The 14800-nt window shown below is 41.4% G+C and carries 20 protein-coding genes; 15 read left to right on the top strand and 5 right to left on the bottom strand.

What is annotated here, in order from left to right:
• Window position 1: 1 nt before the first annotated feature.
• From KFB94_06335 to KFB94_06295, 9 genes are read left to right on the top strand one after another with little or no spacing between them, the layout of a single operon-like run.
• The gene (locus KFB94_06335) at window positions 2-1132 is read left to right on the top strand and encodes a D-alanyl-D-alanine carboxypeptidase (GenBank protein QVL44921.1); all 1131 of its coding nucleotides are present in this window, start codon (window positions 2-4) and stop codon (window positions 1130-1132) included.
• A complete protein-coding gene (locus tag KFB94_06330; GenBank protein ID QVL44920.1) occupies window positions 1132-1413 on the top strand; it encodes a DUF493 family protein in 282 nt (93 codons plus the stop codon). The genes KFB94_06335 and KFB94_06330 overlap by 1 nt, the downstream gene beginning before the upstream one ends.
• 8 nt (window positions 1414-1421) lie before the next feature.
• Complete coding sequence (lipB, locus tag KFB94_06325; protein ID QVL44919.1) at window positions 1422-2045, top strand: lipoyl(octanoyl) transferase LipB; 624 nt, start codon at window positions 1422-1424, stop codon at window positions 2043-2045.
• A complete protein-coding gene (lipA, locus tag KFB94_06320; GenBank protein QVL44918.1) occupies window positions 2042-3010 on the top strand; it encodes a lipoyl synthase in 969 nt (322 codons plus the stop codon). The genes lipB and lipA overlap by 4 nt, the downstream gene beginning before the upstream one ends.
• Before the next feature lie 25 nt (window positions 3011-3035).
• Window positions 3036-4343 (top strand): glutamate--cysteine ligase, encoded by a 1308-nt coding sequence (gene gshA, locus KFB94_06315; protein QVL44917.1) that lies wholly within the window; start codon window positions 3036-3038, stop codon window positions 4341-4343.
• Entirely contained in the window at window positions 4340-5290 is a 951-nt protein-coding gene (gene gshB / locus KFB94_06310) for a glutathione synthase (protein ID QVL44916.1), read from the top strand. Before gshA ends, gshB begins: the two co-directional genes overlap by 4 nt.
• A 16-nt stretch (window positions 5291-5306) precedes the next feature.
• Window positions 5307-6353, top strand: coding sequence for an FAD:protein FMN transferase (locus KFB94_06305; protein ID QVL44915.1), 1047 nt, complete (start codon window positions 5307-5309; stop codon window positions 6351-6353).
• Window positions 6346-6729, top strand: a complete 384-nt coding sequence (locus KFB94_06300; GenBank protein ID QVL44914.1) for a NusG domain II-containing protein — start codon at window positions 6346-6348, stop codon at window positions 6727-6729. The genes KFB94_06305 and KFB94_06300 overlap by 8 nt, the downstream gene beginning before the upstream one ends.
• Window positions 6730-6743: 14 nt before the next feature.
• A complete protein-coding gene (locus KFB94_06295; protein QVL44913.1) occupies window positions 6744-7271 on the top strand; it encodes a Gx transporter family protein in 528 nt (175 codons plus the stop codon).
• On the opposite strand, the gene KFB94_06290 is transcribed toward KFB94_06295, so the two are convergent.
• From KFB94_06290 to KFB94_06275, 4 genes are all read right to left on the bottom strand, one after another.
• Window positions 7255-7833: a hypothetical protein gene (locus tag KFB94_06290; GenBank protein ID QVL44912.1), complete on the bottom strand. Its 579-nt coding sequence runs from the start codon at window positions 7831-7833 to the stop codon at window positions 7255-7257. The two genes, KFB94_06295 and KFB94_06290, sit on opposite strands and share 17 nt — an antisense overlap.
• Before the next feature lie 67 nt (window positions 7834-7900).
• On the bottom strand, window positions 7901-8404 hold the full coding sequence (locus KFB94_06285) for a hypothetical protein (protein QVL44911.1): 504 nt from the start codon (window positions 8402-8404) through the stop codon (window positions 7901-7903).
• The gene (locus KFB94_06280) at window positions 8401-8577 is read right to left on the bottom strand and encodes a hypothetical protein (GenBank protein QVL44910.1); all 177 of its coding nucleotides are present in this window, start codon (window positions 8575-8577) and stop codon (window positions 8401-8403) included. Before KFB94_06280 ends, KFB94_06285 begins: the two co-directional genes overlap by 4 nt.
• Window positions 8577-8981: a prepilin-type N-terminal cleavage/methylation domain-containing protein gene (locus KFB94_06275; GenBank protein ID QVL44909.1), complete on the bottom strand. Its 405-nt coding sequence runs from the start codon at window positions 8979-8981 to the stop codon at window positions 8577-8579. Before KFB94_06275 ends, KFB94_06280 begins: the two co-directional genes overlap by 1 nt.
• A 172-nt stretch (window positions 8982-9153) precedes the next feature.
• On the opposite strand from KFB94_06275, the gene KFB94_06270 reads away from it, so the two are divergent.
• Both KFB94_06270 and lysA read left to right on the top strand, forming a co-directional pair.
• Window positions 9154-9312, top strand: a complete 159-nt coding sequence (locus KFB94_06270; GenBank protein QVL44908.1) for a lipoprotein — start codon at window positions 9154-9156, stop codon at window positions 9310-9312.
• Window positions 9313-9322: 10 nt separating this feature from the next.
• Complete coding sequence (lysA, locus tag KFB94_06265; GenBank protein QVL44907.1) at window positions 9323-10567, top strand: diaminopimelate decarboxylase; 1245 nt, start codon at window positions 9323-9325, stop codon at window positions 10565-10567.
• A 235-nt stretch (window positions 10568-10802) separates the two neighbouring features.
• Here the strand turns inward: lysA and purU are convergent, their stop codons facing one another.
• Complete coding sequence (gene purU, locus KFB94_06260; GenBank protein QVL44906.1) at window positions 10803-11657, bottom strand: formyltetrahydrofolate deformylase; 855 nt, start codon at window positions 11655-11657, stop codon at window positions 10803-10805.
• A gap of 129 nt (window positions 11658-11786) precedes the next feature.
• Between purU and ispH the strand changes: the two genes are divergently transcribed.
• The 4 genes from ispH to KFB94_06240 all read left to right on the top strand — a co-directional run bounded on the left by ispH (window position 11787) and on the right by KFB94_06240 (window position 14799).
• Complete coding sequence (gene ispH, locus KFB94_06255; GenBank protein ID QVL44905.1) at window positions 11787-12749, top strand: 4-hydroxy-3-methylbut-2-enyl diphosphate reductase; 963 nt, start codon at window positions 11787-11789, stop codon at window positions 12747-12749.
• Entirely contained in the window at window positions 12733-13188 is a 456-nt protein-coding gene (gene nudB / locus KFB94_06250) for a dihydroneopterin triphosphate diphosphatase (GenBank protein QVL46593.1), read from the top strand. Before ispH ends, nudB begins: the two co-directional genes overlap by 17 nt.
• A 69-nt stretch (window positions 13189-13257) precedes the next feature.
• Window positions 13258-14361 (top strand): quinolinate synthase NadA, encoded by a 1104-nt coding sequence (gene nadA / locus KFB94_06245; GenBank protein QVL46592.1) that lies wholly within the window; start codon window positions 13258-13260, stop codon window positions 14359-14361.
• Between the two features lie 3 nt (window positions 14362-14364).
• A complete protein-coding gene (locus KFB94_06240; GenBank protein QVL46591.1) occupies window positions 14365-14799 on the top strand; it encodes an HIT family protein in 435 nt (144 codons plus the stop codon).
• The last annotated feature ends 1 nt before the right edge of the window (window position 14800 follow it).

Here is a 14800-nt window from a genome sequence, read left to right as displayed (position 1 = left end):
TATGCGCCAAACAATCATTCCATTTATTGCACTACTTCTATTTTCAATCTCTAGTCTAGCTGCAAATGTTCCACCCCCCAATCTTGAAGTAAATGCTTACTTACTAAGAGATTTTAATAGTGGCACCAACATTGCTGCCCATCATAATTCAGCAAAATTAAAGCCTGCCTCACTGACTAAAATAATGACCGCTTATATTGTTTTTGACGCCATTAAAGAGGGTCTTCTTACGTTGGATAAAACAGTACCTGTTAGCAAAAAAGCTTGGGAAGCTGAAGGCTCAAGAATGTTTATCGAACCTCAAAAAGTCGTGACCGTCGATGAATTGCTACATGGACTTATCATTCAATCTGGCAATGATGCGGCGATTGCTTTAGCAGAAGCGGTGGCGGGCAGTGAAGCGCAATTCGCCATTATGATGAACCAACAAGCACAAAAAATCGGGATGCGCCACACGCATTATATGAATTCAACTGGCTTACCTGATGAGAACCATTACACGACAGCAGATGATTTGGCGCTGATGGCGGAAGCACTCATACGGGACTTTCCAAAAGAATATAGTCGTTTGTACCAACAAAAAGAGTACACATACAATAAGATTACCCAAATGAACCGAAACCGCTTATTGTGGCTAGATTCTAATGTAGACGGAGTGAAAACAGGGCACACAGCAGCTGCAGGCTATTGTTTGGTGTCTTCTGCCAAACGCAACAACACGCGCTTGATTGCCGTTATATTAGGTGCCAAAAGCGAATCCATGCGCGCATCAGAGAGTCTACGTCTGCTCAATTATGGTTTTCAGTTTTATGAATCAACGTTGGTTTATCGCCAATCTAAAACCATTGCGAAACTGGACGTATATAAAGGGAGCGAGAAAACAGTCTCTGCTGTCGTCCCCAATCATTTATATCTTTCTCTACCCAAGGGCGATTACGCTCGTGTGAAAGCAACAATGACCGCCACACAGCCATTAATTGCACCTATCAAGGCAGGTCAAGTGATTGGCAAAATGACCTTTCTATTAGATGGAAAAGTGATTCAAGAGCAAAAATTAGTGGCTGCGAAAAACGTTGATGAAGCTGGTTTTTTTGGCAAAATTATCGATAGTATTAAGTTACTTATACAATAATGACCGATAAAAATACAGATACAGAAGAAAGCTTAATCGAATTTCCATGCGAGTTTCCGATTAAGGTAATGGGCAAAACACAAGATAATTTTAGTATTGAAATTATCAACATTATTCAGAAATATGTACCTGGTTTTGATGCAAGCAAGATAGAAATGAAAGACAGTGCGAAAGGGAATTACACGAGCCTAACTTGCTTGTGTCAGGTTGAATCCAAATTACAGCTAGATAATATCTATCGTGCATTAACCAGCCACCCACTGGTTAAATACGTGCTTTAAAGTTTACGATGTTACTGATTACGCGCAATCTTGGGCGCACTGACTACCAAACAACCCTTAAAAAAATGCAAGTGTTTACCCATAGTCGTACAGCGGAAACCCATGATGAGCTATGGCTAACGGAGCATGATAGTATTTACACCTTAGGCTTGAATCGCAATCAGGTCAGATTACCGCAAAACCACATTCCTGTTGTAAATGTCGATCGCGGTGGGAAAATAACTTATCATGGCTTAGGTCAGGTTATCATTTATTTAATGATTGATTTAGCTAGACGAGGGCTGAAGGTGCGTGATTTAGTCGATATCATTGAGGGCAGTATGATTGAATTATTAGCAGCGCATGCGATCCAAGCAACAACACAAAAAAATGCCCCAGGCGTTTATATCAACAATAAAAAAATTGCATCTGTTGGGTTAAGATTAAAAAAGAACTGTTGTTATCATGGCTTGAGTTTAAATGTTGATATGGACTTAACCCCTTTTTCTGCTATCGATCCATGTGGTTATGCTGGCTTGGAAATGACACAAATGAAAGACTGGAATGTTGAGCAAACACCGCATGCAGTTGGCGAGGCTTTACTCAGCATATTGGAAAATAAATTGAGCAAATGCAAGAATGAAATAATATGACGACATTCGACATGACAACAACAAGACCACCAAAAAAAATCGCTGGGGTCAAAGAAATTGATGCAGAAAAAACATCGCGTATTCCAATTAAAATTGTGCCGCAGCCAACGCTGCGTAAGCCAGAGTGGATACGGATGAAAATGCCAAATGGCAAACGTTTTCAAGAAATTAAACAAGCGCTCCGCAATAACAATTTGCATACCGTTTGTGAAGAAGCCAGTTGTCCCAATATTGGTGAATGCTTTAGTAGTGGCACAGCTACCTTTATGGTTTTAGGCGATATTTGCACACGTCGCTGTCCATTCTGTGATGTTGCACATGGCAAACCATTACCACCAGATGTGAATGAGCCGGCGAACCTAGCAAAAACGATTGCAGAAATGCAACTTCGTTATGTAGTCATTACCAGTGTCGATCGTGATGATTTGATAGATGGTGGCGCCCAGCATTTTGTTAACTGTATCAAAGCAATACGCTCAGCTTGTCCTAACATTAAAATTGAGATTCTAGTACCTGATTTTCGTGGTCGTTTAGACGTTGCTTTGCGCATTTTAAAAGAAGCCCCGCCTGATGTCATGAACCATAATTTAGAGACTATTCCTCGCCTTTATAAACAAGCGCGTCCAGGCTCTGATTACCAAAACTCTCTTAATTTGCTCAAAGCTTTTCATGAGATTTACCCACAAATTCCAACCAAATCAGGCTTGATGCTAGGTTTAGGCGAAACAGATGATGAAATAGTAGCGGTCATGAATGACTTGCGCGCACATCATGTCAGCATGCTGACATTGGGACAATATTTACAACCCAGCGTGCACCATTTACCAGTGATGCGTTATGTAGAACCTGCAGCGTTTGATGCACTAAAACAAAAAGCTGACGCCATGGGCTTTAATAATACGGCAAGTGGCCCCATGGTAAGAAGTAGTTATCATGCCGACTTACAAGCAGGTCATGTTATTTAACCGCCTCATTATATAGAGAGTATCGATGGTCCCTCATTTAACAACTGCATTAAGCGGTCCTCTTTTAGATTTAGAAAAACGCATGCTGCAGTCTATGCCAGATATTGAGCACTGGTTTCGTACACAATGGTTAGAGCATAGCTCCCCTTTTTATGCCTCTGTTGATTTACGTAATAGCGGCTTTAAATTAGCGCCAGTGGATACCAACTTATTCCCAGCTGGCTTTAATAATCTCAATCCTGAGTTTCTCAGTTTAAGCGTCCAAGCCGCTATGGTTGCTATTGAAAAAGTCTGTCCAGAGGCCCATCGTCTACTGATTATTCCAGAAAATCATTCGCGCAATACCTACTACATACAAAATGTAATTGCGTTAGTGCATATGCTTAAAGCGGCTGGCTTAGATGTGAGAGTCGGCAGCGTCTCGCCAGAAATAACAGAACCCACAGCGCTTGCCGGTCAAGATGGACAAACCTTGCTAATCGAACCTATTGTGCGTGAAGGTAATCGTATAAAGCTAAAAAATGCTGAGCTTGGTGATTTTGATAGCTGCGCTATTTTGCTGAATAATGATTTATCAGGTGGCATTCCTGAAATATTGAAAAATCTAGAGCAAAACTTAATTCCTCCCTTGCACGCTGGCTGGCATTCACGTCGCAAAACTAACCATTTTTCAGCCTACAATCAAGTTATCGCTGATTTTGCAAGCATACTTAATATCGATGAGTGGTTACTGAATCCTTATTTTGAAAGTTGTGAAGGGATTGATTTTAATGCCCGCACTGGTGAAGAGTGTTTGGCTATTAAAGTCAATGCGCTACTCAAGAAAATCAAAATTAAGTATGCAGAATATGGTATTGAGCAAGAACCCTATGTGATTATCAAAGCCAATGCAGGCACGTATGGCATGGGGATTATGACGGTTAAATCGGCGGATGAAGTGCGCGGACTGAATCGTAAAACACGCAATAAAATGTCCGTCATCAAAGAAGGTCAACAAGTATCTGAAGTGATTATTCAAGAGGGTGTTTATACATTTGAGAGCATTGATGGTGCTGTTGCTGAACCTGTGGTGTATATGATGGATCACTTTGTGATTGGCGGCTTTTACCGTGTGCATACCAATCGCGATACAGATGAAAATTTAAATGCACCTGGTGCGCATTTTGTGCCGCTGGCTTTTGAAAAGCCTTGCACTTTACCGGACTGTGCAGATTCACCTGATACTGTCCCTAATCGCTTTTATGCGTATGGTGTTGTGGCCCGACTAGCCTTATTAGCAGCTTCTATTGAACTTGAACATGCAGATCCGATGCGGGAGTTTCTCGCTGCATGAAGTTCCTCTTCATTCTCGACCCTTATGCCAGCCTAAAACTGGTAAAAGATACCAGCGTCGCTATGATGCGTGAAGCTGCTGCGCAAGGTCACCAATTATTTGTTTGCCAACAACAAGATATCTTTTTACGTCATGATGTTGTTCATTTAAAAACACAAGCATTTTCTTTTTCGAATGCAGAAAACTGGTATGCCTTATCAGAAATCACAGAGCAGTTGCCAACAGACTTTGATGCAATCATCATGCGCAAAGACCCGCCGTTTGATAATGAATATTTATACAGTACTTATTTATTAGAGCTTGCCAACAAACAAGGTGGTTATGTGATTAATAATCCAATCACTGTGCGTAGTTGGAATGAAAAATTATCTGTTGCCAGATTTCCACAATTTTGCCCTGCGTTTTTAGTAACCAGCCAAGCTGATTTGATTATTGATTTTTTAAACAAACAGCAAGAGATTGTGGTCAAACCGCTAGATGGTATGGGGGGGGCGAGTATATTTAGACTCACAAAAAACGACCTGAATCTGAATGTGATTTTAGAGACCATTACTCACTTCGGTAAGCAAACCATTATGGCGCAACAATATTTACCAGCAATTACACAAGGAGATAAACGTATCATTGTGATTGATGGCAATCCGTTACCTTATGCGCTGGCACGCATTCCCAAAGCAGGGGAAACACGTGGCAATTTGGCAGCTGGTGGTAAAGGCGTGGTGCGACCGCTTTCTACACGCGATTTGGAGATTGCAACAACAATAGGCAAAACGTTAAAAGAAGAAGGCTTATTTTTTGTTGGTTTGGATGTCATTGGTGATTATTTGACCGAAATTAACGTCACTAGCCCCACAGGTATCGTGGAGATAGCAGCACAAACAAACTGCAAACCGGCACAAATTTTCTTAAATGCTTTAATAAGCAAGCTAGAATCTAAATCACACTAGCGTTATAGTAGCGCTTATGCGCCAACTTTTCTTACTGTTCACGGCATTACTACTGATTAGCTGTAGTCCGAAAGAACCTCTCTACAATACCCAAGCCTACGTTTTTGGCACTTTAGTCGATATCTCTATTTACGGGGAAACCGATGCGCGTGCCCAGTCGATTGCTACTGCAATTATTCATCAATATAACGTTTTACATCAACGTCTGCATGCTTGGCAACCAAGTGAAATCAATACCATTAACCAAGCATTTGCAACAGGCCAAACACCGATTACCGTGAAGCCTGATATTGCAACCATGATTGCTGATATCACAAGCTTATCGACTCAATCTCAAGGTGCTTTTAATCCAAGTATCGGTCAATTGATTAATCTATGGGGATTTCAAAGCGATACGTTTACGCCACATAGGGTTGATACAAAAGCGGTGAACAATCTTCTGGCACAAAATCCAACAATGACCGACATCGTTGTTAATGGCAATCAAATTCATAGCACGAATGCCAGTGTGCAGTTAGATTTAGGTGGCCATGCGAAAGGTTACGCGCTTGATAAGGGGCTGGCTTATTTAAAACAACAGCGTATTAATCATGCGCTCATCAATATTGGTGGCAATATTATTGCACTTGGTAAACACGGCAATGCACCTTGGCGTGTTGGTATTCAACACCCTCGTCAACCCAATGCGATAGCCACTATAGCATTACCTAGCGGCTGGGCGATTGGTACATCTGGTGATTATCAGCGTTATTTTCATCTGGATGGAAAACGCTATTGCCATGTAATAGACCCCAAAACGGGTTATCCTGTGCAAAATATACAATCAGTAACCGTATTAATTCCACCGCAATCTAATGCAGGTGTATTATCAGATGTTGCATCTAAGCCTATTTTTATTGCAAAGGCTGATGCGAGATTAGAGGCTGCAAAAGCAATGGGTGTTAAGCACTTTTTAATTATATCTACTGAACACAATATTCAAGTTAGCCATGCGATGCAAAAACGGTTGTCTTGGTTAGATAACAGCACAGAGAAACAGCTGAAGGTCATTCACATTGATTAAGTTTAATAAGGGAAGCCAGCCGTTATTAGGCGACTGGCTCGTCATCGTCATCAGTGCAATAACGGTCATCTGGCTATTCCAGACACTATGGAGCAACGCACCTGCAAGCCAATTACAAATTCGCCAAGCAGATAAAATGATTGGTACTTATGATTTAAATCAAACACGCGAGCTTCATATACATGGCCCACTAGGTGAGTCACACATCAGCATCCATCAAGGTAAAGTACGTTTTAAGCAATCACCCTGCACCAATCAATATTGCGTACATCAAGGTTGGCTAGCACGAGCAGGGCAGGTCGCCATCTGTTTGCCCAATCAGATTAGTCTACAGCTCATCGGCGAAAAAAAGCCTTATGACTCGCTCAGCTATTAACACACACTGGCGCAATGAAAATAATTAGCCTACAAACCACCAAAGAAGATCATCACATTGCTAAACTCACGGCATTAGCAATTGGCTTGCATGTGCTGGAAGCCTTATTTCCATCGCCCTTACCCGGCGTCAAACCAGGGCTTGCCAACATTATTACGCTATATGTGCTCATCCAATACGGATTTGGCACGGCAGCATGGGTAAGTATCTTGCGCGTATTTGCCAGTAGTCTATTGCTTGGTCACTTCCTATCACCTGCCTTTGTGTTGAGCTTATCTGGCGCATTAGTTAGCTTAGGGGTATTGTGGCTTGCACAGCATTTACCAAAACAATATTTTAGTGCTATTACGTTGAGTATTCTAGCTGCATTTGCACACATTGCAGGGCAACTTTTAATCGTTAGATTGTGGCTTATTCCACATGCAGGCGTCAGTTACTTAATCCCAATATTTGCATTAGCTGCTTTATTATTTGGTTTTGTAAATGGCGTAATATGCTCAAGACTCATGCAAAAGGAACGCTTTTCTACTGGTCATGCTTAATCGCATGAGCTGATTGTTCAAAACTAAACTGGACATCCTGATAGGAATTGACATCCATACGATCACGTCGTGCTGGTAAAAAAACGGTTTTAAATAGCAACTGTTCTAATGTGCTGACAAACAGATCATCTTGCGCCAGTACACCAATACGCTCAATCTTGACTAATCGACCAGCCATATTAATAAATAGTCGCAAACTTATTGGCAAACCGGAATACGGTATTGCATTGAGCGCAAGCTCGTCAATTGTGGATTGAGGTAAAGCCTTTCGATCAACCTCTTGATTCGAATAAAACACCACATTAGCATCATGACCCCTTTTTTTCTGCTTGGCTTCATTGATAACCTGGGCATTTTCAGTGTCATGACTGATGATAGCTTTGTCATTGTTCGGCGGCTGTGCAACTGCCTGCGCTTGTGGTATTGCCAATACCATGTCTATATTGGCGAATGACGAACGATATCTAACCTTTGGTGTTAATTCTAAATACCAAATAACTGCTTGTATCATTAACACATGCAACATTACAGAGATGAATAAAGCTACAGCGACTTTTAACATGGTATTTATTAATGATTAACAACTAAAAGTCAGCTATTTATTTAAAAAATAGCTGACTATTCATCTATTACTCTGCACTGGGCAAATCACGCCAGTTAAGTTGTTTAAAGTTTGGTGATGGTCTTGTCTCGGTTGGTGGAGCATCTTCACTACCCCCGCTACCGTCTGGATTCTGATAACCAAACCGTGTGCGAACCGGCCCATTTGGATCATCTGTTTTATTACGATAGAGCGTAATATTTGTGATAATGCCTGGAAATTGGGTAAAAGATACATTCGACGCTGTTTGACCAGAAGCGAAATTAATTTGAAATCCTCTACCTGCACTCGTGGCATCACAAATGTCACCGACCACTCTATTTGCCGCAATATATAAAATGCCTGCATTAGGTATCATATCAACATTGATCATATAATTATCCTCCAAGTCCATAAACCAACCTAGAATATTAGCCGCCGGACTCTTGATGCCTTCTGTCGCGAATAAAACACTATTATTATTTAAATTTGCCCGTCTAATTGGGTAGCTAACGCCTGCAGGCAGTGTAGCGCTTGTTAGGAAGCCATTCATACCGATCGTGTCTTTGTATCAGCAATCCACTCAGCAAAGCTAGGCGCTACCAGCGCTGCAGTAATGCCCAATATTGCAACCACCACCATCAGCACAATTAGACTAAATCCGCGCCTAAAGAAATAAGCATCGCTTGTTGGTCTAGCTGAATCATCAGATGGTATTCGAATCATTAACACGAACCGCCTTTAGTCGTCACCCAGCAAGAGTTACTATTTCCCCATGGGGTAGCGGATGTCTTGGTATTTTGCTGATTCAAATTATATCTAAAGCCAGCCACAAGACCAGAACCTGAGGCGGTTAAGGTATAAGTTGTAGCAGCAGATGTACAGGAAACACCAAACTTTCCTACGGTTACAGATGTGCATGGCCCTGCCGAGGCATAGGTTCTATTATCTTGATAAAATTGCTCCATCAGTGCCCGCCTAGAAGACAGCTCACTCGTTGCCTCCACAATATAAGCTCGCATCACATAATCTCTATAACTAGGAATGGCAATAGAAGCCAAAATACCAATAATTGCTACCACAATCATAATTTCGATTAATGTGAATCCTTGTTGTATTGCTTTTTTCATATTGATACCTTACTTATACGTAGTCCAATCATGCACAATCAAGTTATGGACTCTCTAGCCTCAGCCGATAATCGGTAAATAGGCTGGGATGAACGGTAAAAGTGATTGCATATTCAGCCTGATGAAACAGAAGGTGATAAAATATCAACTTAACTTTTAGCGATTACGCATTATGTTTAAATCATTATTGACCATTACTATGTTGTGCATCGGGCTTGTTGCCTGCGGCACAACTGGGCCTTTGTATATTCCTGAACAGCGCTATCCGTTACCAGATGAAGCCCAACAAGCTCCCGTAACACAACCAGACAACCAACTGACCAAAGAATAAAGACAATCACGTGAATTTTTTTGAATTAAAAAATGGTGTGTTACACGCCGAAAATGTTGCCGTAACAGAAATCGCTAGCCAGCATGGCACACCTTGCTATGTTTACTCTAAGCAAGCGTTAATCCATGCATTTAATGATTTTCAAGCAGGGCTTTCTCATACCGATCACCTTATTTGCTTTGCAGTGAAGGCCAATCCCAACTTGGCTATACTGAATGTATTTGCGCAATTAGGTGCAGGCTTTGATATTGTATCTGGCGGCGAATTAGCTCGGGTGTTAGCCGCGGGGGGCGACCCGCAAAAGATAGTGTTTTCTGGTGTAGGTAAAACAGCTGATGAAATGCGTGACGCGCTAAATGCTGGAATTTTTTGCTTTAACGTGGAATCATCCAGTGAGCTTATCCGATTAAATCAGGTGGCTGGTGAAATGGGTAAAATTGCGCCTATTTCTTTACGTGTAAACCCGAATGTAGATGCCAAAACGCATCCTTATATTTCAACTGGCTTAAAAAATAATAAATTTGGCGTGGCATTTGAAGAAGCAATTGCAGTCTATCAACAAGCTGCAGCGATGCCGAATATTGCAGTGCACGGTGCTGATTGCCATATCGGTTCCCAAATTACCGAAATAGCACCATTTATTGATGCCTTAGATCGTATTTTAAGCTTGGTTGAAGCATTAGAAAAACAGGATATTCACATTACCCATATTGATGTTGGTGGTGGTATTGGTATTACTTATGATGCGGAGACGCCGCCGGCTTTTAAAGAATATACGCAAGCTATTTTAGCTAGACTACAGCAAAAACAAGTAAAACTCTTGTTTGAACCAGGTCGTGCATTAGTTGGTAATGCAGGTGTACTATTAACCAAATTAGAATACCTAAAACCAACTGAAAGTAAAAACTTTGCGATTGTGGATGCAGCAATGAATGACTTAATGCGCCCTGCTTTATATGATGCTTATCACGATATCGTGGCAGCAAAGCCACGCGCTGGCGCAACAACCGTATATGAAATTGTGGGCCCTGTATGCGAAACAGGCGATTTCTTAGGGCATAATCGCGCTTTAAACCTGCAGGAAAATGATGTGTTAGTGATTAAATCTGCTGGCGCCTATGCCATGAGCATGGCAAGTAATTACAATACACGTGCAAGAGCCACTGAGATTATGGTGGATGATCATCAATGCCATGTTGTGAGAGCGCGCGAACGAATTACTGATTTATTTGCTTTAGAAAAAATACTACCTTAACGATAGCAAAAGCGCTTGAGGTGAAATTGCGCCTGATGATAAATAGACAAATAAACTGTTGCCAGCGATGCGATGGCTACTGCATAAATATGACCAAGCAAGCCAGTCTCATTGCTTCAATCAAATACTTCAATCCTGCCGCAAACAATCGCTTTTATGTGTGCATTGTTTAGTTCGCTAGCGTCGCTTTTGTAGGTCGGTATGTCTGCAATTAAAGACGGCTGACAACAGCAATCTAATCAAAAACTACCGTTTTGTTGGCGTATGTCAATACACGATTATCAATATGCCAGCGCACTGCTCTTGATAAGACAATACGCTCTAAATCACGCCCTTTTTGCAATAAATCCTCTACTTGGTCGCGGTGCGATATTCTGGCAATATCTTGTTCAATAATCGGTCCTTCATCTAACACTTCCGTTACGTAATGCGCCGTCGCACCAATCAGTTTAACACCTCGCTCGAATGCGCGATGATAAGGCTTAGCGCCTATGAAAGCTGGTAGAAACGAATGGTGAATATTAATAATGCGTTGCGGATATCGAGCAACAAAATGAGGCGATAATATTTGCATATAACGCGCCAATACAATCAAATCAATTTGGTAATCATCAAACAATTTGAACTGTGTATTTTCTGCGTCTTTTTTTGTGTCTTTCGTCACTGGTACATGATGAAAATCAATGCCATAAAAATCAGCTAATGATTTGGTATCTAGATGATTGCTAATAATCAAGGGGATATCACATGCAAGCTCGCCCTGCTGATGGCGATGTAACAAATCAATCAAGCAATGATCATATTGCGACACCATTAATGCCACACGTGCTTGATGCGCAGAAAACTTCAGCTGCCATTGCATTGCAAATTGCGTGGCAATTGCTTCGAAGTGCTGAGCAAAAGCAGTTTCATCTAAGTCAAACTGGTCCAAATCCCACTCGACACGCATTAAAAATAATTTATTTTCCGCGTCTTGATGCTGATCTGCGTGTAAAATATTTGCATTGTGTTGATGTAGAAAATTGGCAATAGAAGCAACAATGCCTTTTGCATCTGGGCAAGTAATGAGTAATGTAGCGGTATTTTTCATGCTATCTTTTCAAGCTTTAAGATGTGTGATTATACCTCAAGCTGATTAAAAGTAACGGCAAGTCAGCTGTCACTTAACACTGATAAGCAACCTTAAATCGTGTCATAAAATCATGTATCATAGGCAACCATGACAAAACTAGAAAAAAATATTCAAGCCGATATTGTCCTCGCTAATCCACGCGGTTTTTGTGCGGGAGTTGATCGAGCGATTATTATCGTGGAGCAAGCTTTAGAAAAATTTGGCGCACCTATTTATGTGCGGAATGAGGTTGTTCATAATAAATTCGTGGTCGATGAATTACGGGAAAAGGGCGCAGTTTTTGTTAAAGATTTAGATGTTATTCCAAAAGGTAGCACGGTTATTTTTAGTGCTCATGGTGTCTCTAAAGCAATTCGCGCCGAAGCTGATGCACGTGGATTAACCGCTTTTGATGCCACCTGCCCTCTAGTCACTAAAGTACATATTGAAGTTGCTAAGATGCGTAAAGACGGCATGGAAATTGTCATGATAGGTCACAAAGGCCATCCAGAAGTTGAAGGCACAATGGGCCAATCAGAAACAGGTATGTATTTGGTTGAAACCCCTGAAGATGTGCTGAAATTAGCAGTTAACAATCCCAATAAGCTGGCTTATGTGACACAAACAACGCTGTCGATGGATGATGCTGCCCAGGTTATTCAATCGCTGAAGCAAAAATTTCCTGCTATTCAAGGTCCAAAAAGTGATGACATTTGCTACGCCACCCAAAATCGTCAAGATGCTGTAAAAATTATGGCAAAAGATTGTGACCTCGTCATTATTGTTGGCTCTCCTAATAGTTCTAATTCTAATCGTTTACGTGAAGTCGCTGAGCATCAAGGCGTAGAAGCATATATGATTGATAACGCCTCTCACTTAAAGCCTGAGTGGTTGATCAACAAGAAGAAAATTGGCGTTTCTGCAGGGGCATCTGCACCTGAAGTTTTAGTTAAAGAAGTGATTGCCACCTTGCAGCAGTTAGGCGCCAATCATATCTCAGAGTTACAAGGCGTTGTAGAAAGTGTTATTTTTAAATTACCCAAGGATTTAACCTCTGCAAAAAAAATATAAAACACCTATTTCTGCACTTGTGCTTATCTATAGCGTTGATTTAAAAGTGCTCATCTTAGAGCGCGCTGACAAAGCTGGTTTTTGGCAATCGGTGACTGGCAGCATTGAAGCCAACGAAACGCCTTATCAAGCTGCTATTCGCGAAGTGAAAGAAGAAACCGGACTAGACGCGCTTGCCTACGATTTTCAAGACTGGCAAGCTCAAAACACTTATGAGATTTATCCACATTGGCGTCATCGTTATGCTGAAGGTGTCACTGAAAATGTAGAGCACTTATTTGGTCTATGCTTACCAGCAATGACTGATATTACTTTAGCGCCAGATGAACACCTTCGCTATGAATGGGTTGATTGGCGCGAAGCAGCAAAGCGCGTTTTTTCTTGGACGAACGTTGATGCACTTAAAAGATTAGGTGAGAAACACCAAATGACGCTATAGCCATTTCCATTATCAATCGCATCGTTATAAAATAATTCTTTACGAAACCTTTAAAACTTCAACTATATGATGCAAGCTCAAGCTGTTGCTATTCAATTCGACCATTTTCAATCTAAAAAAGACGATGATTGCCAAGCACGAATTTTGGCTGCTCGTGAAAAATTAGGTAAACGCCTGGTGATTCTTGGTCATCATTATCAACACGAAAGCGTATACCGTCATGCTGACTTTTCAGGTGACTCGCTCAAACTTTCTAAATACTGTGAAAATTTGGATGCTGAGTTTATTGTCTTTTTAGGTGTTCATTTTATGGCGGAGGTGGCTGATATTCTCAGCCGGCCAGATCAAGTAGTGATTTTGCCAGATTTAGCCGCTGGCTGCTCGATGGCAGACATGGCCAATTTAGCCAAGGTAGAACGTAGCTATCGCGAATTAAACAAAGTGTTAGATTTCGATACGCAAATTACCCCTGTCACTTATATTAATTCTGCTGCCGATTTAAAAGCCTTTTGTGGCGAACACGGCGGCATTGTCTGCACCAGCACCAACGCACCTAAAATATTGGAGTGGAGCTTTAATCAACGCGAAAAAGTGTTATTTTTCCCCGATCAAAACTTGGGTCGCTGGAGTGGTCATCAAATGGGTATTCCACTAGAACAAATGCCGATTTGGGATCCTGACCAGCCACAAGGCGGCTTAACAATAGAGCAAATTAAGAATGCAAAAATTTTATTGTGGAAAGGGCACTGCGCAGTACATCAAATGTTCCGCTTGCAAAACATTGAACAATTCAAAAAACAACATCCAGATGGCCATATTATTTCACACCCTGAAGCGCCATTTGAAGTTTGCTTAAACTCCGACTTTGTTGGTTCAACCGAGTATATTTTAAAAACGGTGTCTGAAGCTGCGCCCAATACCAAATGGTTAGTGGGAACTGAATTAAATTTAGTCACACGCCTGGCCGAACAAATGAAACCGCAAGGCAAACTGGTCCAATTTATGAGCCATGTAGTGTGCGAGTGTTCTACCATGGCACGCATTGACCCGCAGCATTTGGCTTGGTGTTTAGAAAATCTAGTAGAAGGCAATATTGTTAATCAAATTACTGTGCCCGCGGAAGAAGCTCAGTTAGCTAAGCTCACCCTAGATCGCATGTTGGCCGCTTCTTAAGTGATCGATAATCAAGACTGTGTGCTGTGTAAACCAAGTACACACCTTATTTTATGGCAAGATGATTTTTGCCGTGTGGTACTACTAAATGATGCTGATTATCCAGCTTATTGTCGAGTCGAACTCAAAGCGCATGTCAAAGAAATGACAGACTTAGCACCAGCCGAACGCGCCCGTATCATGAAAGTAGTATTTGCTGTGGAAACTGCCCTGCGCGAGGTAATCCAACCAGATAAAATTAACTTAGCCAGTTTAGGCAACAAAACACCACACGTACATTGGCATCTCATTCCACGGTTTGAAACTGACAAACACTTTCCGAACAGTCATTGGGGAGAGGCCACGCAAGCAGGAAAGCAAACTGGGCTTTCGCTGACATTATTAGGTCAATTGAAAACAAAAATCACCGTACACCTTACTGGTGATTTAAGCAAATAAA

This window comes from Methylophilaceae bacterium (assembly GCA_018398995.1).
GTDB lineage: Bacteria > Pseudomonadota > Gammaproteobacteria > Burkholderiales > Methylophilaceae.
This window is presented reverse-complemented; position numbering and strand designations above follow the sequence as displayed.